Below are 20,758 nucleotides of genomic sequence, written 5' to 3' on the forward strand. Positions count from 1 at the left end.
CCTCCCGCCGCTGCCTGCCCAACTACACGCTAGAGCGTGTCTGAAAAACCATTTCCGCAAGCTGCAAGCCCCACTTTGCGGGAGATTTTACCCTCATTCGGTTGCCGTAGCCCGCTACGCCGCCCTCATTCGGATAAAATCTCCCACAAACTGGGACTCGCAGCTCACGAAAAGCCTTTTTCAGACAAGCTCTAGGAAAAAGTTCCCGCCAGGATTGCAATCGTCAGCAGAAACAGGACTTCTACGGTCAGAAGGAGACGCAGAAGCATCGCATATCCTTTTCCTGCCGCCGCAAGACATCCCGCGATCCGCTTGTCCGAGACGGGCTGTGCCGCCGCGGCGAGAAGGCGGAAGGAAAGACCCGAAACGAGAAGTTGAACGGCGGGGACCATGCCCGCTGCGAGCAGTACCAGCATTGCCGTCACGCCAAAGCAGTTGCGGATCAGCACCGCGGAGCCTGCCACCAACTCGGTTACAGCATTCACCGCATTTCCGATGCCGGGAATCATTCCGGCAGTCCGCCAGAGTGCCATCTGCCGCAGGGAATCGAGCGCCGGTGCGATCAGATTCCGGATCATCTGCATTCCCACAAGTACGCCGAGCGACGATTTTAAAAGGCCGTTCACGCAGGTTTCCAGCAGCTCTGTCATATGGGACAAAATCTCCTCGCCGGAAAGATCGTTTACAAGGGCGATGAGCAGATAGATATGGATCATCGGGAGGACGAGGGCGAGCAGAAGCTTTTCGACAGCCAGAATCACTAGAAGGAGCATCTGATAAAACATCACGGCTGATGATGCGCCCCCGGCGGCCGCGGCCGCCAGATAGTAGGATGGCGTCAGGATCCGCATAAAAGCGACCAGCGATGTGATGACAGCTTTCAGGTTTTCCCCGCTCGACTGGAAATTTTTCAGAATCAGTGCAAGCGCAAGCAGATAGACCATATAAAAACTGGCGTCCCTGACCTGTTTTCCTTCAAAGAGAGAGGAAAAACTGCCGAGCACCGCGCCTGCCAGAACGAGGAGAAACAGCTCCTTCATCAGCCCCTTCTGCGCAAGGAATGCTGTTTTGGCACAGGAGAGAACGGCATTTCCGGCACGGAAGGTGCGGAAGGGATCGCCATCCTGCAGAAGAGAACGCACCGTACCGGCAAAAGAAAACTGCTGGCTGGACAGCAGGCTGTCCACTTCCTGCTGGATTGCATCGAAGTCGAGTTCTGCAAGAAGTTCGTCCTGCGCTGCTGCTGCCTGATCCGTTTCGGTATCCGCTGCTTCGATTTTCTGCGTTCTTCCCGTTCCGAAAATGAGACACAGAAAAAGCAGCGCCATGCCCCATCCGGCTTTTTTACAGAAAATCATGAACCGTTTCCAGCAGAGCGAGCAGCACTGGCATACTGACGGCAAGGACCGCCAGGCGGGCGAACAGTTCAATCTGCCCTGCAATGGAAGAATAGCCCGCATCCTTACAGATCCCGGCGGAAAACTGCCCCACATACGTGATCCCAAGCATTTTCAGCAGCGTATTCAGATACGATGAGTCCACCGGGAGATACGATTTCATTTGTGCGAGCATGCCGAGCAGATACTGCATTTTTCCGACGGTCCCGGCAAGAATGCAGAGGCCGGCACCGACCGTCACAAGAAGGGCAAATTCCGGCTTTGCTCCCTTTACTGTGATTCCAAGCAGCACGCCCGCCGTGCCAAGCGCAGCGATCCGAAGTATATCCATATGATCCCCTCCGTTTTTTCTCTCTGCTCTTAAATTGTAAACAGTTGTTTGATGTCCTCAAACAGCGCGGAAATATAGGGAAGAATCCAGAACAGCACAAGCACAAGACCGGCAAGGCTTGCAAGAAATGCCTGTTCTTCCCGGCCGCTGTGTTTTAATACCTGGCACAGGACCGATACCAGAATCCCGACTGCCCCGATTTTAAATAGAATCCCGACCTCCACGCCTGCTCCTCCGTTTTCAGACACGCCCTAAACCAGAATCAAAAATAAAAAAAGGCCTCCCATGATTCCAAGACTCTGACAGAGCCTCTTCCTTTCCGGCAATCCTTTCTGCAGTTCCGCGATCCGCTGCACAAGGCGTGCCTCATACCGGTCCAGATTCGCCTTCTGCATGGCGCGGTCCCCAGTGCCAAGGCTGCATCCGGCCTCCTGCAGCTCTTCTTTTTCTTCTTTTGTAAGGCGTGTATCCGCCAGGTGGACTGCCGTATTCTCTTCCAGAATCGCCGGCAGTGTCTTTCCGTCCGGGCGGCGCATATCCTCGGAAATATCCTGTAAAAAATCCCGGTACGGATCCCGCATCCGCCTTCCCGTCTCCCAGAACGCATCCGGCAGCGGGGAAGCCGCCGTCACAATCTCTCCACGCAGATACTGGATAATTTTCTGCAGTGTTTCCAGATCTTTCACATGGGCCGACAGCGCCGCACTCTTTGCAAAGCCGATCCCGACGCAGGCAAGAGAAGCCGCCAGTAAAACTGCAAGCCGCATCACAGAAACGCCTCCCTTCGGTACAGTGTCGTTCCTCTTCCGTCAAAAATAGCCTGTACACTTCCGGCGCGGGGTTTCGCATCCAGCACGATGTACCGCTCGAAAACGTGGGATTCCACGAGGCGGTTCAGGAGAGGCTTCTGCTTCATATCCTCCATGGAATTGCCATGCACGGTCGCGAGCAGCTTGCACCCGCAGTTAACGACGGACTCGATCGCACGGATGTCCTCGCCCGTTCCGATCTCATCGACTGCCACCACATCGGGCGACATGGCGCGGATCAGCATCATCATGCCCTCCGCCTTCGGACAGCAGTCGAGCACATCGGTGCGGATGCCGACATCATTCTGCGCAACGCCGAGATAGCAGCCTGCGATCTCGCTCCGTTCATCGACCACACCGACGGTCAGCCCCGGATACGGCGACTCCCCGTCCGAAATCTGGCGGATGATATCGCGCAGCATCGTCGTTTTACCGCAGCCGGGTGCGGAGACAATCAGGGTGTGCAGGAAACGGCCGTCTTCCCAAAGGTACGGCATCACTCGGTCCGCGCAGCCCTTTTTCTCATGAGCAACCCGCACGTTGATGCAGGATATATGGCTGATGCCTTTCACCTTTTCCCCTTCGATTACCGTCTTTCCGGCAATGCCGATCCGGTGGCCGCCCTCCACGGTCAGAAAACCCTGCCGCAGTTCATCCTCGTAGGCATAGAGGGAAAAACTTCCTATGTAATCCATCGTATCGCGGATATCCGTCGGTGAGACGGGATAACCTTTCTCCCACTCCCCGGTCAGTGCTCCGTCCGGGGTCAGAAAGTACTCCTGATCCTTTGCGACCACCAGAAGCGGCGCGCCGGTCCGCAGACGGATTTCCTGCAGGTCATCGGCCAGCAGATCTGTGTTTTTCAGAATTTTCCGTATATTCGCAGAAAACAGGCGCAAAAGTTCCCTTTGCTCCTGTTTTTTCTCTGGCGTAACAATATCCTTTTGTCTTCCTGTCCTTTTCATCTTCACCACCTCTTATCGTTATATATATGAGATGGCGGGACAGGTTATGCACGGTTTTTATGATTCTATTCTTTTCATGCAGATTTTCACGGGCTCCGCTGCCCAGACGGCGCCTTCATATCCTTTCTCCGGACTGAAATGCGTGCAGAAGCCCTCTTTCTTTTCCATTCCAAGAGAACCCGAAAGACCGGTTCCCCTCCACTTGCCGTAGCTCTCCTCCTCGGTCCAGATCCGGAAAAACAGCGTTTCAGCATTCTCCGCTGCGGCAAGGCGTTTCTGGTCTTCGGCGGAAAAATACCGTTCTGCCATGCGCTCCCAGGCAGCGCGGCGGTGCTGCTGCAGATCCATGCCGATCGGAATGGAAGCAAAAGCGCAGGCAGCGTATTCCCCCGAATGAGAAATATTAAAACAGATCTGCGGATGCCCTGGCAGGTACGGTTTTCCGTGCGCATTCCGTTCGATCGTTATCTTTTCTCCATCCAGCCCATACTGTTCCTGCATTCCCATCCGGAACAGCTCCCATCCGCACTGCGAGAGTTCCCGTTCCAGCTCTTTTTTTTCGCCCTCCGGCTGTGTAATTTTTTTCAGATAAACTACCGTCTCCTGCATCCTGCTTCTCCCTCTTCATAGAAAAAGAGACCGCGAAGCCTTTCAACTTTCGGCTCCCCGGTCTCTTCTCGAAAATTCTTTCTTATGCGTTTTTACCGCAGCAGTATTTGTATTTCTTTCCGCTTCCGCACGGGCATGGATCGTTTCTTCCGATTTTTTTGCCTTTGATTACAGTGCCGGATTTTTTCTGCTCCATGTAAAGCGTTTTCTTCTGCTCTTCTGTGAAGATCTCATCCCACATCGGCAGGTTGTACAGCCAGTCTGCTTTTGCGTCTACCATGTTTTTGTATAGAAGCTCTTTATCGTAAGCCAGTGTAACAACGGTATCCTCTTCCATCTCCTCGATCGGGTTCGGGATCACAAGGCTGTCGTTGATGCCGTCCAGGAAACCAACCATGGTCATAACGTCCACTTTGTATTTCTCTGCCAGCTCTTTTACGGTTCCTTTTACCACTTCATCCGGGTTGGAAAGAAGCTGCTCGTAAATGTTTTTCTCAATCAGGAAATAATTGGTCCAGAACTGCTGGAGCTGTTTTTTGTCTGCTTCCTGATTATAGGCGATATCACGCCAATTCTGTAATAAACTCATGTTATTATCCATCCTTTATCTGTTTCTCTGAGCGCGTTTTTTCGCGCCGTCCCCTAGCGGGATTCCGGTTTTTGTAACACGCTTTAGTATATCGGAAAGTCCGCAGAAAATCAACCTTTTTCTTCTTCCTGCTCCAGAATCGGGATTCTGGTATCGCCGAGCGGAATTCCTCTGTGTTCCACCGATGTAGAGAACACGATCTGCGTCTTCGTTCTTCCAAAATGCTGAAGCTGGCCGATAAACTGATCCAGCTCAGATGTCGTGTGGAACACAACCTCCATCAGCATCGAATAGTCGCCGGTCACGCAGTTGCACTCGATCACATTCGGACAGTCGGTGATGTACGGATAGAATTCCTTTTTCCGCACCGGCTCAACCTCCAGATTGATGAATGCCTTGATCCGATAGTCGAAAACCTCCGGGTTCACACTCGCGCGGTAGCCGGTGATCACCCCGTCCTTTTCCAGGCGGTCGATTCTCGCCGAAACCGTCGGCGAAGTGAGACTTACCTTGTCTGCAATACTTTTGAGCGGAAGCCTTGCATCTTCCTGCAGCAGTTCCACAATTTTCCGGTCTGCTGTATCCAGTTCACGTTTCATTCCCTCTCCTTACGTTCCTCCTGCTCTCCTTTTTCTTTCGGAGGCAGTCTCTTTACCACCGTATTTTCCACGCGGTGTTCTTTGACCCGCATGACCTTGATCCAGAGATCGTCGGTCTCGAGTTCAAACTGGCTGCCGTCATCCGGAACCGCACCGAGTTCACCGAAAATGTAGCCGCCGAACGTTTCATATTCATCGACCGGCAGTTTGATCTTCAGTTCCTCCGCCACATCATCCAACGAGGCACTTCCCATGATTTTCCAGGTGTCTGTGGAAATCAGCTCAATTTCCGATGGCTGCCCGATCTCCGCCTCATCATTCAAGTCCCCGACAAGCTGCTCGATCAGATTACGCACGGTGATAATTCCATCCATGCCGCCGTACTCATCCAGAACCACGGCAAAATAATTGCCGGTCTTTTTCATGTTCTGGAACAGCGTGGCAGCCTTGATGTTTTCAGGAACAAAATAAGGCTGTTTGATTGCTTCTTTCATGACATGATCGCGGTCCTTGGTGCGAAGCCGGAAATAATCCTTGGCATCCAGAACGCCGATGATATCGTCCACAGTTTCGCCGCAGACCGGGTAATACGAGTGGCGGCTCTCATGGATGAGCTGCTCCCACTCCTCAATCGAATCCTCCACCCACAGAAGATCCACATCGGTCCTGTGGACGCAGATTTCGTCGATCGTCAGATCATCGAACTCAAATACGTTCTGAATCATATCTTTTTCTTCGTTGTCGATGGTACCTTTTTCGCTGCCGGCATCTACCATCATACGGATTTCTTCCTCTGTTACCTGATCATCGTCCTCGTTCGGGTCAATGCCGAAAAGGCGCAGGATACCGTTTGTCGATACCGTTAAAAGTCCGACCAGCGGGGCAAAAATTTTCGAGGCGGTGGTCACAAGACCGGATACGCCAAGTGCGATTTTCTCAGAGTTGTGCATCGCAAGACGCTTTGGCACGAGTTCACCGAAAATCAGGGTAATATAGGATAAAAGCAGCGTAATCAGCACGACGGCAATGGCATCCAGCGTCTTTTCCGGGATCTGCACGCCCGCATCCACCAGGACCGAGACGAATCTGCCCGAAAAGTTTTCTGCCGCAAAAGCACTTCCTAAAAATCCGGAGAGAGTGATGACAACCTGTATGGTTGCGAGGAAACGCGACGGCTGCTCCGTCAGACGGAACAGCTTTGCCGCTTTCTTGTTTCCCTCCTGTGCCATTTTTTCCAGTTTAGCGTCGTTACAGGAGACCACAGCGATCTCCGCGCAGGCAAATACCGCATTGACCGCTATCAATACGACCTGCAAAAGAATACTGCCGACTATGTCACTGTCCAAACGTTTCAAACCTCCTCAATATTATTTATGCGTTTTTCAAAAATGCCACATAGGCCTTCTTGGCCTCGTAAACATCTGCTTTGCTGGTTACTTCCCATGGAGCATGCATGCTGAGAACCGGTACACCGGAATCAATCACTTCCATACCGTACAGAGACATGATGTAGGCGATGGTTCCGCCGCCTCCGACATCAACTTTACCAAGCTCTGCTGTCTGCCAATTTACTTTTGCATCATCAAAGATAGCGCGAAGAGCTCCGACGTACTCTGCATTGGCATCGTTTGAGCCACTCTTTCCGCCTGCTCCTGTAAATTTGTTAATTACGATACCTTTTCCGAAAAATGCAGCGTTTTTCTTCTCAAATGCTGCTGCATACAACGGATCAAACGCTGCACTTACATCGGAAGAAAGCATTCTGGAAGAAGCCAGACATCTCCGAAGTGCAAGCTCCGTTCCCTCACCTGCAAGTGCAAGCAGCTCTGCCATGGTGTTTTCGAAGAAATGAGACTGCATGCCGGTTGCTCCGACGCTTCCGATCTCCTCTTTGTCTACGAGCAGGCAGCAGGATGTCTTCTCCGGTGCTTCCACCTCGAGCATTGCGACAAGAGAAGTGTATGCGCATACACGGTCATCCTGGCCGTATGCAAGAATCATGCTGGCATCCATACCAAGCTCACGCGCTTTTCCTGCCGGTACAATTTCAAGCTCTGCGGAGAGGAAATCCTCTTCTTCGATGCCATACTTGTCGTTTAAGAGCTTTAAGGTCATGGCTTTCACTGCATCTTTCTCTGTTCCTTCCAGCGGCTGGCTTCCGATCAGAAGATCGAGGTTCTCGCCCTCTACTACCGTACTTGCCGGTTTGGTCTGCTGCTCTCTGGAAAGGTGAATCAGGAGATCTGTCACACAGAATACCGGATCGTTATCATCCTCGCCGATGACTACATCCACTACTTCGCCATCCTTCTTGGCTACAACACCGTGGATTGCAAGCGGAAGCGTTACCCACTGCCATTTTTTGATGCCACCGTAATAATGGGTATCAAGATATGTAAATCCGTTGTCCTCATACAGTGGATTCTGTTTTACGTCAAGACGCGGAGAATCGATGTGCGCACCGAGAATATTCATACCCTCTGTCAGAGGCTTTGTTCCGATCTGGAACAGGGCAATGGCCTTCTTCATGCATACAGCATAAACCTTGTCACCCGGTTTTAACGCACGATTTTCTTTTACATAGGTGTCGAGGCTTACGTATCCGGCCTCTTCTGCCTGACGTACACTTTCCTTTACACACTCGCGCTCCGTTTTTCCGTGATCCAGGAATGCGCGGTAGCCGGCGTTTAATTTTTCCAGCTTTTTCATATCTTTTTTCTTGTACTCATTCCATGCTGTTTTTCGTTCCATAGCTTTTCTCTCTTTCTGTTTTCTTTCTATGATCCGTTCGTATTTTTTTGCTCCGGTCATAATTGCGATCTCTTTCATTATAATCTGTTTTGATGGGAAAAACAAGGACTTTCGGCTGTTAGAAAAAAGCCCCACAGCGAACCGTTTTTTCGGTTGCAGCGGGGCTTTTAAGGGGAGGATAAGTATTTCCTTATTTTTCTTTTGTATCATCGAACAGGGGAATTTCGATGACACTGTTATTCTCCCCTGAATGTTCACTTTTATACATTTCTTGTAATTATTTTTTGATCAACAGCAGAAAAATCCTCTTCCGCCGCAGCAACAGCAATTGCAGATGGCATTGATTGCCATACATTCACAGCACCATTTTCCGAGATCACCTGCACTTCTCTCATAGCCGTAACCGCTTCCCATGTCGGAATACCACTGGCCGCTGCCCTGGAGCTGGTTTAAAAGCTGCTGGTACTGCAGATTCTGCGGTTCTAATTTGACTGCCATCTCGGCATCCTGCACGGCATTGATGTTGTTGCCGAGGCGCGAATTTGCGATCGCATGCAGGAAATACCATTTTCCGCTGCGGTCGGAAATGTCGTTCAGCACGTTCATCGCCTCGCGGAAGTGGCCGCTGTTGATGTAGTTGGCTGCCGCCTGCAGCCGCATTTCCTGCTCGGAATTTCCATAATCATTCCGTGCGGAGCCGCCGTTTCCGTACGCGCCGCCGAATGGGTCGAAGCCGCCGAACGGGCCATAGCCGCCGTAAGCATCTCCGCCATACGACGAACCTCCGCTCTGGTACGAGGTGCCGTGCTCGCGTTCATCCATGATCTGTTTGTACGCCTGCTGCACCTGTTTGAATTTTTCTTCTGCTTCTGCTTTATTCGGATTATTGATATTGGCATCCGGGTGATACGTCCGGCTGAGTTTTCGGTATGCTTTTTTGATTTCATCGTCCGAAGCCCCGCGGGACACGCCCAGCACCTCATATGGATCTGTCATCAGTCTTTATTTCTCCTCTTTTTGGCGCTCTTTTGCGCTTTTTCGCATTTCGTATTTTTCCCAGATACCAGCATACAATATATTTCGCAGAATGTCTACATTTTCCAGGATCGGAAGTTTTTCAAATGCACGCGACGCTTCCGCCGTCATCATCAGCAGGATTTTTTCTGCGGTTTCCTCGAAGTCCGGCTGATCGGCGATGGACAGAAACGGGTTGTAGTTTCCGCTCTTTTTATCTTTTTCCACGTCATCAAGCGCATCCATCAGGTAAATGAATTTTCCGATGTAAAAGCCGACCTGGCGCAGATCATCGCTCCAGATGTCCTCCTCCGGTATATAGATCTCCGCCATCACCTCTCCGGTATAGCCCGCCGCAAGATCGAGGTCTGGATTGTTTTCCTTCTCGCATGCATGCAGCTTTTCGAGGTAATCCTGCACTGCTTTCGTCTGGCGCGGATACGATGCCTCGATGCGTGTCACAGATTTTTTCAAAGCCTTTGCCGCTGTAAACGCCGCGTAGTTTTTCTCGTCCTCCCAGTCATCCAGCAGATTGTAATAGGCGAGCAGCACGTTCATGTCTGCGCAGTATTTTGTGTATTTGTTCCGCAGGCATTTATGTTTTTTGCCGGGATGAAGAAAGCAGTAATGCTCCTCTTCTTTTGTCTCACACTCATAAAGCCCGGTCAGCAGGATGGAAAGAAATGTCATATCAAACGTCAGCATCGCCTGACCCTTTTTTCCATACGCCTCTTTGATATCCTGACACAGACCGCAGTAGTATGCCTGATATTTGTTGTAATCTTTGACTTTCAGGTCATCCTTTCGGATGGTCACATAACCAAACATGAATCGCACTGCTCCTTTTTATCAGGTGTTTTTGATGAATTTTGTTCCGCATTTCGGGCAGCGGATCTCGATGTGGCCTTTTCCTTTCGGCACACGCACCTGCTGATGGCAGGACGGGCAGCGGAAGTAGCAGTGCTCTTTATCCTTGAATGCACGGGTTCCGCCTCGGAAGAATCCGACGACGCGGTTTTTCAGTTCCAGGAATTTCTGGTTTTCCGCATACCGTTTGGAATGGTTCTTGGACATGATGCGCACATCCGCCCAGACGATCAGGACGAATGCCAGGGTGTAGATAAGGGAGCTCCGTACAACCGCTCCGAAAATCATCATGGCAACTGCCGCCCACATCATAAAATTGCCCAGCTGATCGATGCCGTAGCGGCCGTACATCAGGCGGGAAAGTTTTTCTTTCAGTTTATCCATTTTGTTCTCGTTTCTCCTTTTTCAAAGTATATGCCAATACTCTATCCCTTTTGAGGGAAAAAAGCAATCGAAAGCGCCATTAATTTTTTCTAAAAAATTCTTAAAACTTGCGGTGGATGTTTCTTTTCAACTGTGCTACACTTGGTTATGTTTCTTTATATTTTATTTTCAGTAAACGATCGGAGATTTTTATGAAACGACTCAAACAGATCGGCGCCCTTCTCGCCATCGCGGTCCTGATCGGATTCGGGCTTGGCGCCATGATTTTTGCGTTTATCGACACGCCGTTTGCACACAAGGCGCTGACAGTCTGCCTCTACTGTGCAATTACCGTACCAGTGCTCATCTATGCCATGATGCTGGTTGCCAAGGTTCTGTCGCACCGCGATGAGAACGACAAATCAGACAAAGGAGAAAAACAGTCATGATTGATACCATTATTTTTGATGTAGGCCGCGTACTCGTCAACTGGGACTACGAGTCCTATCTGAAACGCTTTGCTTTCGGTCCGGAAAAGACGAAAGCAATCGCCGCCGCAACCTTCGAAAGCCCTTACTGGCGCCAGTTCGACCGCGGAATTCTCGCGCCGGAGGAGATTGTAAAAGGATTCTGCTCCCTCGCCCCGGAATACACCGAAGAAATCAAAGAGGTTTTCGCCCACTGCGAGGAAACCATCACCCCGCTGCCGTATGCAGAAAGCTGGGTACGCTCCTTAAAAGAAAAAGGCTACCGCCTCTACATCCTCTCCAACTACTCCGGAGACCTCTTCGAGCGCACCAAAGAGAAAATGCCCTTCCTCCCCTACATGGACGGAACCCTCTTCTCCTACACCTGCCACCTGGTCAAACCGGAACCCGAGATCTATCAGTACCTGATCCGAAAATTCTCCCTCATACCGGATCACTGCGTATTTCTTGACGATACGAAAGAAAACATCGAAGCCGCCAAACGGGCAGGAATTCATGGAATTCATTTTACCGGCTATAAAGATGGCGTGGAGCAATTGAAAAAACTTGGCATTTAGTCAAAGCGGATATTTGCAATCTGCTTCGCTACTTGCTTGATTCGGTTAAAAAAGCCCTAGAGTTGCGATCTCCGGGGCTTTTGGTGTATCTATCACATATTTTATTTTTCTTACGCCTTCGCCGCCTCTTCCATCAGCCGCAGCATCAGCCCAACACTGCCGACATTGTATCCGGCATATGCGCGTCCGCCGATATTTCCCGGCAGAACAAGGATCAGAAGAGGAAGCTTTTCTGCATCAATTCCCATTTTTTCGGCGATGACCGGTGCATCGTCCGCCGGGTCAAGGTAGAGGGACATGTTGCGGATCGCCGCGCGGGCTTTCCGGAATGTTGCATTTTCCAAATCAGCCTTTGTGCGAAGCACGGCAGCCATAGCAGCGTCTTTTGCATTCCACCTTTCTGCGATCTCGATCAGTTCGTTCAGAACATGTTCTGTCGGCTCCTCGCCGGTTCCGAGAAATGCCAGCAGAATCGGACCGTCTTTTGTGAGATCATTCAACGTACAATCCGTTCCGTCCAGATCCTCCAGCCGAATTTTGGGCAGTTCGATGTGCTCTAACAGCTCATCCAGCTCTTTTTTCACGGTTTCCAGATAAATCTCTTTTGCTTCTCCCGCCTTCAGTTCAAACACGCGGTATGCGGCATGTTGGTCACCGTTCGGCATACGCATACTTGTAATCAGACGATAGCAGCCCGGCTCCAGGGTCAGATCCAGTGTTTTGCCATCGAATGCGATGTCTTCGTAATTCAGCGTCTCAAACACCGTTCCGTTCCACTTTCCGATGGTCCACGTCTGATAGTATTTCCATGCGCTTCCATCCTCCGCACGCAGTGTCAGAACCGCACTTTCCGTTTCCTCCTTCAAAACAGCTGCTTCTGTTTCCACACTGTGGAATTCCCCATCACGGTAATACTCCGGCTCCAGGGTCACCGGATTCAGTCTTGCCGCTACATTGAGACTCCGGCAGATTGCCACAAACAGAATCTTCTGCGCCAGCGGACTTCCCTGTTTCATCGTAAGGACGCCGACCGGCGTTGCCATGATTGTATCATACTCTTCTTCTGGATGGAAGGTAATATTCTTCTTAAGATAATCCAGGATCCGTTCCGGCTGCTCCGCAAAGCTGCGTTTTGTCTCTTCCTCAAAAAATCCGCGGATCATGCTCCGATATGGCGTCAGCTCCTCGAGGAAAATACGCGGGCAAAGAAGATCCTTCCTGAAAATCTCCTCTGGAAGATCCCCCTGCTCACAGTCGAGATGATCCTCTAAAACGGATGCCTTCAAGTCCTTCGCATCCTTTAATTCCAGCGAAAACAGCAGCTTCTTCCGGTTCGGATTTTCATCTTTGGAAAGGAATGTATAAACCTCCTCAAAATTCTCTCCTGCCCGGTGGAAAATCTCTTCCGCTTCCGGATACGCAGCAGCTTTTTTCTCATCAAAGCATGCTGCAAACCGTGCCTTCCGAAGCCGTTCCGCCTCTGCCATCCGTGCCGCATTGCGCTCCTTCTGCTCCTTTGTGGCAACGACATTCCGTACCGGCACCTCCTTCGGTGCCCGGATTTCCAGCGTCTGCCACGTATCATCCGCTGACGGAACCGCCTCTTCCTGCAGCACCAGTTCCAGCGAATCTTCCTCCTCTATCCTCATCATGGCTTCTGCCCGGCGTATTCCGTCAAATGCCCGTACCCGGATATCGCCAAGGCCAAGTGTCATCTGAACTTCTCCGTCCGCATCCGCAATCATCACTGCAGCCGGGAAAAACTCTGCCATATTCAGGATTTCAACCGCAATATGCGCTCCTGCAGCCGGTTTTCCATTCTCATCCTTCACAAGAATCTTCACCAGCTTCGTTCTGCCATAAAAATCTGTATGGTTAAAGTAGTACAGCGCTCCTTCTTTTCCAAGATACTCCTCGTTACTTTCCTTCACATAATCCGAAAAGTTCCGCGTATGAATCAGAATTGCCCGATTCGCCGGACCGGAAAACCAGCCGGTATCCAGCACCTCTTCCGGCTCGCAGGCGCCGAGAAAATGCCACTCGCCGTCCACAAACACCTCAACCCATGCATGATTGTCATCACAGTGCGCCCATCTTGGTGTATAGACCTGCCGCGCCGCAATACCGACACTCCGATACGCCGTAACTGCAAACGTTGACTCCTCGCCGCAGCGTCCCTTTCCGCTCCGATACATCGTCATCGGAGATGCCGTTCTGCTGTCCGTCGCCTCATACGTTGCATGCTCCGCACACCAGTAATTAATCTCCAGAATTGCCTCCCAAAGACTCATTCCGGCTACACGCCCCATAATCTGCTCGTAAAAAAACGGTCTGCAGTCCGTAATATCCTCGGAATTGATCCGGTCATACAGCACATAATTTACAAACACATCCTCCGGCAGTTCCTTACACCATGCCACCTTCTCCCGCAGCATCAGCGCATGCTTCACGTACGAAAGAAAAAGGTTAAATCCATATTCTCCCGCATCCCTTACCGGCATCGTACCATACAGAAACTTCATCAGCACAACCTCTTCTTCACTGCACTGTTTCAATTTTTCTTCGATAACAGGCATCACCGGAGCCAGAAGCTCTCTCCGTCCCTCAAATTTTTCCGTTGCATATTTTTTCAAATTTTCTGAGATCATGATTCTATCTATCCCTTTCTCTTTTTTCCTATCCGTCTCCACAACGTACATCCGCCCACCGGCGGCAGACGCCATGTGAAAAAGGATTCCTTGCGATTTTTCAGGAACACCGGAGCGAGGAGCCTTTTCACATACCGGCTGTGGGTCACTACGCTACATATTTTTCTTTATAAATGAAAGTAATTCTCCGCTGGGATCGCATTTATACTCCCAGAACATAATGCCCCCCATGCCCTTTTCTTTCAGGTACGCAATTTTCACCCCAAGTGACTCGCAGTCCTCATAGCTGATAAATGTTTCCCCGTCAAACAGATACGGAACCTTTGCCTGCTCATCCCAATACCGGATAAATCCCCTCTTTCCGATCCAGCTCTCTTTGAGCTCGCCATAGTCACCGCCATATCCTCCGACCGTCTCTGCTTCCATTCCAAGCCCGTTGCGGCATCCGGCGCCTTTTACTCCATCCCATTTTCTGGAATAAAACGGTACGCCAAGAATCAGCTTCTCCATTGGAACGCCTGCATTTACAAAACCGTTCACTGCCTTCTGCACACATGCATCAAACAAATTTCCCTCACTGTGATACAGCGCCGCATGATGTCCCGTCACCTTCTGGAAACCGCCCTGCAGATCATACGTCATCAGCTGCACATAATCCAGATACCGGGAGGCCTCCTTCATATCTGTCTGCAGTGCAAAGTAAACATCTCCGCCGACTGCTGTCGTTACAAGCATGCCTTCTCTGTACGCGTCCAGTGTCTTCCGAAGCTCCGCCAGAAGCAGCGTATAATTCTCTTTATCCGATCTGTCCGACGCAATTCCTGCCAGCGATGTGCCCGGATACTCCCAGTCAATGTCAATGCCGTCCAGACCATACTCCTTCACAATTGCAAGTGCACTCGCAGCAAACCGCTCTCTTCCCTCTTTTGTTCTTGCAGCCTGGGAAAAGCCGTCTGCTCCCCAGCCGCCTACGGACAATACAATCTTCAGCTCCGGGTTGCTTTTCCGAATGGATACTATTCCATCCCGTGCATCCTTTGCATCCCATACAACTTCTCCGTCCCGGATCAGACCAAATGCAATATTGATCACGGTAAGTGCCCGCACATCCTCTTCTCGCATATGATTTAAATCCGCCGTATTTACATAGCCAATTATTCTCTTCATCTCATAAGCTCCTCTGTCCGAATCGTTTTACTCATTAAATGTTACGACTTCCCCGTGTCCCAGATTGTAGGTGATCTCATCCTCAAGCTCCACCTTCACAACCGTTGCAAACGGATGAATGCTCATCTCTCCGGCCCAGATCCAGAGCGTTCCCGGAATGCCGCTCCATGGAAGTGAACCTGTGTAGGAGAACCGGAGCTCCTCTCCCGTATGCAGAACCGTCACCCTTTTTACCGGTGTTTTAATGCCTTTCACACACAGTGTCTCCTGCGGCTTATCATAGACGAAAAGATACATCGTCTTCTTATCCGCCGAAATCGTGCTTCCGCCGAGGAAATGATTGTAATCCAGTCCTTTTTCTGTTCCAAATACCGCTTCCTTATGGTCATGAATCCATCCGCCCAGATCCAGAAGAACTTTCTCCTGGCGTTCATCCAGCGTTCCGTCCTCCTTCGGTCCGATATCCAGCAGCATTCTTCCTCCAAGGGTGATACAGTCGCAGAACATGCGCACAATCTGACCGCTGCTCTTGTAATCATTGTCCGATGGACGATATCCCCAGGAATCGTTGATTGTCGTACAGAATTCCCACTCGCCTTTCGGTCCGTACAGCGGAATTCCCTGCTCCGGTGTCTCATAATCTCCATAGCCCTGCATTCTCGAATTCAATACAACGTTCGGATTCAGGGTATGCAGATATTCCCTGAATTCCGGCATCTTCCACTGTGCCGCGCTCCGTTCCCAGTCACCATCAAACCATAAAAGATCCACCGTTCCGTAATTTGACATCAGTTCTTTTAACTGATGATTGTTGAATTCCAGAAACTCCTGCCATTTCTCCGGCTCCTCCTCTTTTCCGGCCGGGGAACCATAGATATCGTTCAGACAGTCTTCTTTTTTCATTCCTTCCGGGTAAACCGTGCGGTACCGCGGATCCGACCAGTCGATCAGCGAATAATAAAGGCCGACCTTCAGACCTGCCTCACGCATGGCAGCTGTATACTCTTTTACAAGGTCGCGCGCTGCCGGTGTTTTCTTCACAACACTTAAATCACTGTATCCGGTATCAAACAGTGCCACGCCGTCATGGTGCTTCGCTGTCATAACCACGTACTGCGCACCTGCTTTTTGAAACAGCTCCGCCCATTTTTTCGCATCAAACTTCGATGCTGTAAAGCCTTCACACTGTTTCATGTAATCTTCATAAGAAATATTTCCGTTGTGGAACGACCATGACTCTGACACATCACCCACCGCATAAATCCCATAATGGATAAAAATGCCCAGCTTCGCGTTCCGAAACCAGTCCTGCATCATCTCTTCCAGCTCCTCCTTTTTTTGTACTCCCGGATTAAAAGACTCCGGGCATAGCTTTTTTATCCGATCTAATTACCCCTTTATTGTTTCTTCCCATTATATCAGTTCTTGCCCAAAAAGAAAGGCATATTACCGTTTTACACTGTAATATGCCTTTTTTCACGCCACAGGAAATATCGTTACCTTTTCCTGTTTATTTCGCGATTTCCTCGATACCCTGAGTTGCTACCCAGTCCTCAAGTCCCAGAGAGTACATACCATCTACATAAGCCTGCCAGTCAGCATCGTTGTCAATGTCAAGCTCGCCGCATACGAACTGCGCCTGCTGCTGCTCAAAGAAATCTTTGATTGCTGTGTTCGTATCAGAGAAGGTATCAATTTTATCCAAGTCAATCCAGTAGGACGGAATAATTTCTTTGGTCAGATTTGCCTCATAAGCTTCCTCTGTTGCTTTTTTCTCATCATACATCGGATGCTCTTCTACAAACTCGAAGTCTACCGGCAGATATTTCGGCAGAGACTGCGGCCACAGATTGCCCCAGGAATATTTTTCCTGATCTTCCTCAGACAGTGTGGTGGTGTCAATCGCATGGTATCCGTCATCCTCTTTGTTTACAATCACACCAACCGGTCCTCTGTTGCAGCCGATGCCGTTCTCCAGTGCGAATGCATTGTCAAACCAGCGGCAGATGATTTCCGGATGCTCTGCCTTGTTTGTGATGACAGCCTGGGTTCTGTATACGCTGAAGCCTTCCGTATCGCGCAGCCAGATTCCGTCTTTGTCTGTGTTCAGAACAGGCATGGAGTCGAAATCGCCTCTTTCCTCTGCAGCCGGGATTCCGGTAAACTCGTTGCTTCCGTATGCGATGGAAACGCCGTACAGGTCCTGATTTCCTTTACCTTCCCATGTGGAGCTGTCCTGTGTGTAAAGCTCTACGTCTACGAGTCCTTCTGCATACAGTTTGTGGAACCAGGAAAGGAACTCACGGTATGTATCGCTGACACCGCCGTAAACAACCTTTTCATTCTGGATTGCAATACCAAGTTTGTTCATCGGAAGTCCGAAGTAACCGGCCATAGCCTCGATATGTTTGTTGTTCGGGTCGGTAGAGAACGGGATTTCATCGGAAGCGTCACCGTTGCCGTTTGCATCCTGCTCTTTGAAGGCTTTCAAGACTGCCTCAAACTCGTCTGTAGTGGTCGGCATGCTCATGCCAACATTCTCCAGCCATTTCGTATTGATGTATGGGCTGTATCCAACGGTTGTATCGGTACATACGTACGGAATTGTGTAGATGTGTCCGTCCGGTGCTGTCATTTTTTCTCTTACACCCGGCAGATCCAGGATCGCAGAAATGTTCGGGCAATATTTCTCAAAATAATCTTCCAGCGGAATGAATACGCCCTGGTTTACACCATAGGTGAGGATTGCATTATCGCTTAAGGTCCATCCGCCGATCACATCCGCGTAATCTCCGGAGTTCAGATCCAGATTCAGTCTCTCCGTTGCTGTTTCGTATGGATAAATTTTCAGGTCAACGTCTACATTGGTCTGTTTTTTGAACTCATCGAGCATGATAAACTCGCCGGATTCGCTGGAATCATCGCAGAAGATGGAGAAGGTGTAATCTCCCTCGTCTACCAGCGGAAGACCTTCCTGATACATAATGCCGTTTACTTTTCCGTCCTCATCCACGGTGTCGTTTGCTGCGGATGCTGCGGATGCTGCAGAAGCACTCTTTGCCGAGCTGCTTCCATTATCACTTCCACATCCGGTAAACATAGATGCCACCATTACTGCAGTTAAAACTGCTGCGACTGCTTTTCTTTTCATGATTTTTCCCTCCTGTGTTGTTCCGGCGGCATTTTCCCGCCGGAAGCGCTTTTGCCTGTCCGTTGTCCGGACTCTTTATTTACATACCGCCGTTTCCCGTGCGGCAGATAAATCGTTAAAAAAACTTCTTCTTGTAAATCAACCCTTCATGGATCCGATCATAACACCCTTTACAAAGTGCTTCTGCACCAGTGGGTACATAACCAGAACCGGGATACTGCTGATGATGATCAGCGAGTATTTCATAACGTCGATCAGCTGCTGTTTTTCCTGCAGTGCTGCTCTTGCTGCCGCAGTTGTTGCTGTCTGGGACAGCGCGGTCTGGTTCGTGATCAGGATGTTACGCAGAACCAGCTGCAACGGATACTTTGCTTTGTCCGAAATATAAACGAGTGCTGAGAAGTATGAGTTCCAGTGACCGACACCATAGTACAGAACCAGAATTGCGATGATCGCTTTGGAAAGCGGAAGTGCAATCTGGAAAAAGAATCTCGCCTGGGTGCAGCCGTCAATTTCAGCTGCCTCATACAGCTCTTCCGAAATGTTCGACTTGAAGAAGGTTCTTGCCACGATCATGTTGTATACGCTTAAGCATCCCGGAAGAATCAGTGCCCAGATCGTGTTCAGCATCTGCAGTCTCTGAATAACCAGATAGGTAGGGATCAGACCGCCGCCGAAGAACATGGTGATCAGGTAAAAAATGGTGATCGGTTTCTTTCCGGAGAAATTGCTTCTGGAAAGTGCATATGATGTCGGAAGCGTTACGATCAGGTTGACCATGACACCGCAGAAGGTGATGATCAGGGAGTTTAAAAAGCCTCTCATAACCTGGTCGTTTTTAAATACTTCTGCGTAGCCCTTCAGGGTAAATCCGATCGGGTGAAGCAGTACTTTACCACTCGATACGGCGCTTGGCGCACTGATGGATGAAATGATAACCCAGTACAGCGGATATGCCACAACAAACAGAACCAGCGTCAGGATAATGAAGCAGGCTGCGTCAAAAACGACGTCCTCTTTGCAGCGTTTTATTTTCTTTTTTGTCACTGCGGTATTTTCTTTACTCATGTTTTTGTTTCCTCCTACCACAGGCTGTTGCCCGAAAGTTTATCAGATATCGTATTGACAATGATCAGCATAACCATGTTTACGATGGTGTTGAACAGACCGATTGCTGAAGAATACGACATATCGTTGTTGATCAGACCGACCTTATAGACGTAGGTGGAAATGATCTCGGATACACTGGCATTCAGGTTGTTCTGCAGAAGGAAGGCTTTTTCAAAGCCGACGGAAAGAATGCTTCCGCAGTTCATAATCAGAAGAATGGTCGCGGTCGGCATGATCAGCGGAAGGTCGATGTGACGGATCAGCTGTAATTTCGTCGCGCCGTCTACCTTTGCCGCTTCATGCAGCTCCGGGCTGATGCCGGCGAGTGCTGCGAAGTAGATAACAGAGCTCCATCCTGTACTCTGCCATACGCCGGTCCACACATAAATGTGTCTCCAGTACGCTTTCTTCGCCATGAAGTTGACCGCCGGAATTCCGATTGCTTCCAGTACGTGGTTGATAACACCGACGGACGGAGACAGGAACAGAATGATCATACCGCACATAACTACGGTAGAAATGAAGTTCGGCGCGTAGGTAACGGTCTGGATCACTTTCCGGTATCTCTTATGGCGGAAGGAGTTCAGCATCAGTGCCAGGATGATCGGAATCGGGAATGATACGACCAGTCCGTACAGACTCAGGATCAACGTGTTCTTGATGGTGGATGCAAAGTATGGAGAGTTGAAGAATCTCTCAAAGTAGTACATGCCTACCCACGGGCTCTTAGTGATTCCGGCCGTCGCATTGAAGCGGCGGAACGCGATCTGTACACCATACATCGGAATGTAGCTGAAGATGAATGTCAGGATCACGCCCGGAACACAGAAAAGCCAAAGCGAGATGTCTCTCTTAAAGGCGCGGATGGTACGGCCTTTTTTCTTTGCTTTTGTTGGTTTCTCTTTCATTTCTCTCTTTCCTCCCTTTTAAAGGTTTCGTGTTTTCCTTGATTGTCGCATTTCCGGTCGTAAACATTTTGAACATTTTGCTTTCGCATCATCCTCGCGTGTTCCTTCTTTTTTGTGCAACTGCTACAATCAAATCTGTGATTTAAGATTTATCCAACACTGTTTTGTTGAATTTATTTTACCTTTTGTTACCTTATTTGTCAACCATTAATTGAACATATATACCAGTTTGTTACTTTTACGCAATTTAAGCAGGCGTTTTTTAGGCACTTTTCCTATATTTCGACGCGTTTTTCGGTTTTTCTGTCCCTTGCGGCCGTGATCCATGTTATCTTTTTTCGTATTTTCGTCCATTTCAAAGAAACAAAAAGGGAGAAAATACGCAATGTCATTAACTTTAGCAAAGAGCAGAAATCGTAAGCATTTATAAAACTA

The 20,758-nt window shown here is 49.7% G+C and carries 21 protein-coding genes and 2 pseudogenes; 3 read left to right on the forward strand and 20 right to left on the reverse strand.

Annotation, left to right across the window (positions count from 1 at the left end; all coding sequences use genetic code 11):
- Positions 1 to 10 precede the first annotated feature (10 nt).
- Positions 11 to 139: pseudogene (locus DW743_RS18970) on the forward strand (DUF6783 domain-containing protein); the annotation flags it as partial.
- Here the strand turns inward: DW743_RS18970 and DW743_RS18975 are convergent.
- The 14 genes and pseudogenes from DW743_RS18975 to DW743_RS16860 all read right to left on the reverse strand — a co-directional run.
- Positions 89 to 220: pseudogene (locus tag DW743_RS18975) on the reverse strand (DUF6783 domain-containing protein); the annotation flags it as partial. The pseudogenes DW743_RS18970 and DW743_RS18975 sit on opposite strands and share 51 nt — an antisense overlap.
- Positions 192 to 1,358, reverse strand: a complete 1,167-nt coding sequence (locus DW743_RS16800) for a stage III sporulation protein AE (RefSeq protein ID WP_055221402.1) — start codon at positions 1,356 to 1,358, stop codon at positions 192 to 194. The pseudogene DW743_RS18975 and the gene DW743_RS16800, both read right to left, overlap by 29 nt.
- The gene (locus DW743_RS16805) at positions 1,345 to 1,728 is read right to left on the reverse strand and encodes a SpoIIIAC/SpoIIIAD family protein (RefSeq protein ID WP_055221401.1); all 384 of its coding nucleotides are present in this window, start codon (positions 1,726 to 1,728) and stop codon (positions 1,345 to 1,347) included. Before DW743_RS16805 ends, DW743_RS16800 begins: the two co-directional genes overlap by 14 nt.
- A 29-nt stretch (positions 1,729 to 1,757) precedes the next feature.
- Positions 1,758 to 1,952, reverse strand: coding sequence for a stage III sporulation protein AC (gene spoIIIAC / locus DW743_RS16810; protein ID WP_022463192.1), 195 nt, complete (start codon positions 1,950 to 1,952; stop codon positions 1,758 to 1,760).
- Between the two features lie 27 nt (positions 1,953 to 1,979).
- Positions 1,980 to 2,495, reverse strand: coding sequence for a stage III sporulation protein AB (locus DW743_RS16815; RefSeq protein ID WP_055221399.1), 516 nt, complete (start codon positions 2,493 to 2,495; stop codon positions 1,980 to 1,982).
- Positions 2,495 to 3,502 (reverse strand): stage III sporulation protein AA, encoded by a 1,008-nt coding sequence (gene spoIIIAA / locus DW743_RS16820; protein WP_117762191.1) that lies wholly within the window; start codon positions 3,500 to 3,502, stop codon positions 2,495 to 2,497. The genes DW743_RS16815 and spoIIIAA overlap by 1 nt, the downstream gene beginning before the upstream one ends.
- Before the next feature lie 57 nt (positions 3,503 to 3,559).
- Positions 3,560 to 4,111, reverse strand: coding sequence for a 4'-phosphopantetheinyl transferase family protein (locus DW743_RS16825; protein WP_117762192.1), 552 nt, complete (start codon positions 4,109 to 4,111; stop codon positions 3,560 to 3,562).
- 82 nt (positions 4,112 to 4,193) lie between these two features.
- Positions 4,194 to 4,700: an SEC-C metal-binding domain-containing protein gene (locus tag DW743_RS16830; protein WP_055221393.1), complete on the reverse strand. Its 507-nt coding sequence runs from the start codon at positions 4,698 to 4,700 to the stop codon at positions 4,194 to 4,196.
- A 110-nt stretch (positions 4,701 to 4,810) separates the two neighbouring features.
- On the reverse strand, positions 4,811 to 5,287 hold the full coding sequence (locus DW743_RS16835; RefSeq protein WP_055221452.1) for an Lrp/AsnC family transcriptional regulator: 477 nt from the start codon (positions 5,285 to 5,287) through the stop codon (positions 4,811 to 4,813).
- An 8-nt stretch (positions 5,288 to 5,295) separates the two neighbouring features.
- Positions 5,296 to 6,645 carry a hemolysin family protein gene (locus DW743_RS16840; protein WP_243004601.1) on the reverse strand — a complete coding sequence of 450 codons (1,350 nt, stop codon included), beginning with the start codon at positions 6,643 to 6,645 and terminating at the stop codon, positions 5,296 to 5,298.
- A 25-nt stretch (positions 6,646 to 6,670) separates the two neighbouring features.
- Positions 6,671 to 8,050, reverse strand: coding sequence for an aminopeptidase (locus DW743_RS16845; RefSeq protein ID WP_055221450.1), 1,380 nt, complete (start codon positions 8,048 to 8,050; stop codon positions 6,671 to 6,673).
- Between the two features lie 288 nt (positions 8,051 to 8,338).
- On the reverse strand, positions 8,339 to 9,046 hold the full coding sequence (locus tag DW743_RS16850) for a DnaJ domain-containing protein (RefSeq protein WP_055221390.1): 708 nt from the start codon (positions 9,044 to 9,046) through the stop codon (positions 8,339 to 8,341).
- A 6-nt stretch (positions 9,047 to 9,052) separates the two neighbouring features.
- The gene (locus DW743_RS16855) at positions 9,053 to 9,892 is read right to left on the reverse strand and encodes a DUF5685 family protein (RefSeq protein WP_055228501.1); all 840 of its coding nucleotides are present in this window, start codon (positions 9,890 to 9,892) and stop codon (positions 9,053 to 9,055) included.
- Positions 9,893 to 9,913: 21 nt separating this feature from the next.
- A complete protein-coding gene (locus DW743_RS16860) occupies positions 9,914 to 10,315 on the reverse strand; it encodes a hypothetical protein (RefSeq protein ID WP_117762193.1) in 402 nt (133 codons plus the stop codon).
- Positions 10,316 to 10,506: 191 nt separating this feature from the next.
- On the opposite strand from DW743_RS16860, the gene DW743_RS16865 reads away from it, so the two are divergent.
- Positions 10,507 to 10,743, forward strand: coding sequence for a hypothetical protein (locus DW743_RS16865; RefSeq protein WP_022463181.1), 237 nt, complete (start codon positions 10,507 to 10,509; stop codon positions 10,741 to 10,743).
- A complete protein-coding gene (locus DW743_RS16870; protein ID WP_117762194.1) occupies positions 10,740 to 11,339 on the forward strand; it encodes an HAD family hydrolase in 600 nt (199 codons plus the stop codon). Before DW743_RS16865 ends, DW743_RS16870 begins: the two co-directional genes overlap by 4 nt.
- A 110-nt stretch (positions 11,340 to 11,449) precedes the next feature.
- On the opposite strand, the gene DW743_RS16875 is transcribed toward DW743_RS16870, so the two are convergent.
- The 6 genes from DW743_RS16875 to DW743_RS16900 all read right to left on the reverse strand — a co-directional run bounded on the left by DW743_RS16875 (position 11,450) and on the right by DW743_RS16900 (position 20,323).
- Positions 11,450 to 13,987 (reverse strand): transglutaminase domain-containing protein, encoded by a 2,538-nt coding sequence (locus DW743_RS16875; RefSeq protein ID WP_117762197.1) that lies wholly within the window; start codon positions 13,985 to 13,987, stop codon positions 11,450 to 11,452.
- 153 nt (positions 13,988 to 14,140) lie between these two features.
- Positions 14,141 to 15,154 carry a glycoside hydrolase family 18 protein gene (locus tag DW743_RS16880; protein WP_117510263.1) on the reverse strand — a complete coding sequence of 338 codons (1,014 nt, stop codon included), beginning with the start codon at positions 15,152 to 15,154 and terminating at the stop codon, positions 14,141 to 14,143.
- Positions 15,155 to 15,181: 27 nt separating this feature from the next.
- A complete protein-coding gene (locus DW743_RS16885; protein WP_330376962.1) occupies positions 15,182 to 16,534 on the reverse strand; it encodes an alpha-L-fucosidase in 1,353 nt (450 codons plus the stop codon).
- A gap of 130 nt (positions 16,535 to 16,664) precedes the next feature.
- Positions 16,665 to 18,305, reverse strand: a complete 1,641-nt coding sequence (locus tag DW743_RS16890; protein WP_055264780.1) for an extracellular solute-binding protein — start codon at positions 18,303 to 18,305, stop codon at positions 16,665 to 16,667.
- Between the two features lie 138 nt (positions 18,306 to 18,443).
- The gene (locus tag DW743_RS16895; protein WP_022463175.1) at positions 18,444 to 19,373 is read right to left on the reverse strand and encodes a carbohydrate ABC transporter permease; all 930 of its coding nucleotides are present in this window, start codon (positions 19,371 to 19,373) and stop codon (positions 18,444 to 18,446) included.
- A gap of 14 nt (positions 19,374 to 19,387) precedes the next feature.
- Entirely contained in the window at positions 19,388 to 20,323 is a 936-nt protein-coding gene (locus DW743_RS16900) for an ABC transporter permease (protein WP_022463174.1), read from the reverse strand.
- Between the last annotated feature and the right edge of the window lie 435 nt (positions 20,324 to 20,758).

Origin of the sequence: Blautia sp. AM28-27, from assembly GCF_003480905.1 — a bacterium.
GTDB classification, from domain to species: Bacteria; Bacillota; Clostridia; order Lachnospirales; family Lachnospiraceae; genus Fusicatenibacter; species Fusicatenibacter saccharivorans.

What these genes read in the sequence shown, in the direction of transcription:
- DW743_RS16800 (WP_055221402.1), bottom strand. Translation starts at nt 1,358, where the DNA reads ATGATTTTCTGTAAAAAAGCCGGATGGGGCATGGCGCTGCTTTTTCTG.
- DW743_RS16805 (WP_055221401.1), bottom strand. Translation starts at nt 1,728, where the DNA reads ATGGATATACTTCGGATCGCTGCGCTTGGCACGGCGGGCGTGCTGCTT.
- DW743_RS16815 (WP_055221399.1), bottom strand. Translation starts at nt 2,495, where the DNA reads ATGCGGCTTGCAGTTTTACTGGCGGCTTCTCTTGCCTGCGTCGGGATC.
- spoIIIAA (WP_117762191.1), bottom strand. Translation starts at nt 3,502, where the DNA reads ATGAAAAGGACAGGAAGACAAAAGGATATTGTTACGCCAGAGAAAAAA.
- DW743_RS16825 (WP_117762192.1), bottom strand. Translation starts at nt 4,111, where the DNA reads ATGCAGGAGACGGTAGTTTATCTGAAAAAAATTACACAGCCGGAGGGC.
- DW743_RS16830 (WP_055221393.1), bottom strand. Translation starts at nt 4,700, where the DNA reads ATGAGTTTATTACAGAATTGGCGTGATATCGCCTATAATCAGGAAGCA.
- DW743_RS16845 (WP_055221450.1), bottom strand. Translation starts at nt 8,050, where the DNA reads ATGGAACGAAAAACAGCATGGAATGAGTACAAGAAAAAAGATATGAAA.
- DW743_RS16850 (WP_055221390.1), bottom strand. Translation starts at nt 9,046, where the DNA reads ATGACAGATCCATATGAGGTGCTGGGCGTGTCCCGCGGGGCTTCGGAC.
- DW743_RS16855 (WP_055228501.1), bottom strand. Translation starts at nt 9,892, where the DNA reads ATGTTTGGTTATGTGACCATCCGAAAGGATGACCTGAAAGTCAAAGAT.
- DW743_RS16860 (WP_117762193.1), bottom strand. Translation starts at nt 10,315, where the DNA reads ATGGATAAACTGAAAGAAAAACTTTCCCGCCTGATGTACGGCCGCTAC.
- DW743_RS16865 (WP_022463181.1), top strand. Translation starts at nt 10,507, where the DNA reads ATGAAACGACTCAAACAGATCGGCGCCCTTCTCGCCATCGCGGTCCTG.
- DW743_RS16870 (WP_117762194.1), top strand. Translation starts at nt 10,740, where the DNA reads ATGATTGATACCATTATTTTTGATGTAGGCCGCGTACTCGTCAACTGG.
- DW743_RS16875 (WP_117762197.1), bottom strand. Translation starts at nt 13,987, where the DNA reads ATGATCTCAGAAAATTTGAAAAAATATGCAACGGAAAAATTTGAGGGA.
- DW743_RS16880 (WP_117510263.1), bottom strand. Translation starts at nt 15,154, where the DNA reads ATGAAGAGAATAATTGGCTATGTAAATACGGCGGATTTAAATCATATG.
- DW743_RS16890 (WP_055264780.1), bottom strand. Translation starts at nt 18,305, where the DNA reads ATGAAAAGAAAAGCAGTCGCAGCAGTTTTAACTGCAGTAATGGTGGCA.
- DW743_RS16895 (WP_022463175.1), bottom strand. Translation starts at nt 19,373, where the DNA reads ATGAGTAAAGAAAATACCGCAGTGACAAAAAAGAAAATAAAACGCTGC.
- DW743_RS16900 (WP_022463174.1), bottom strand. Translation starts at nt 20,323, where the DNA reads ATGAAAGAGAAACCAACAAAAGCAAAGAAAAAAGGCCGTACCATCCGC.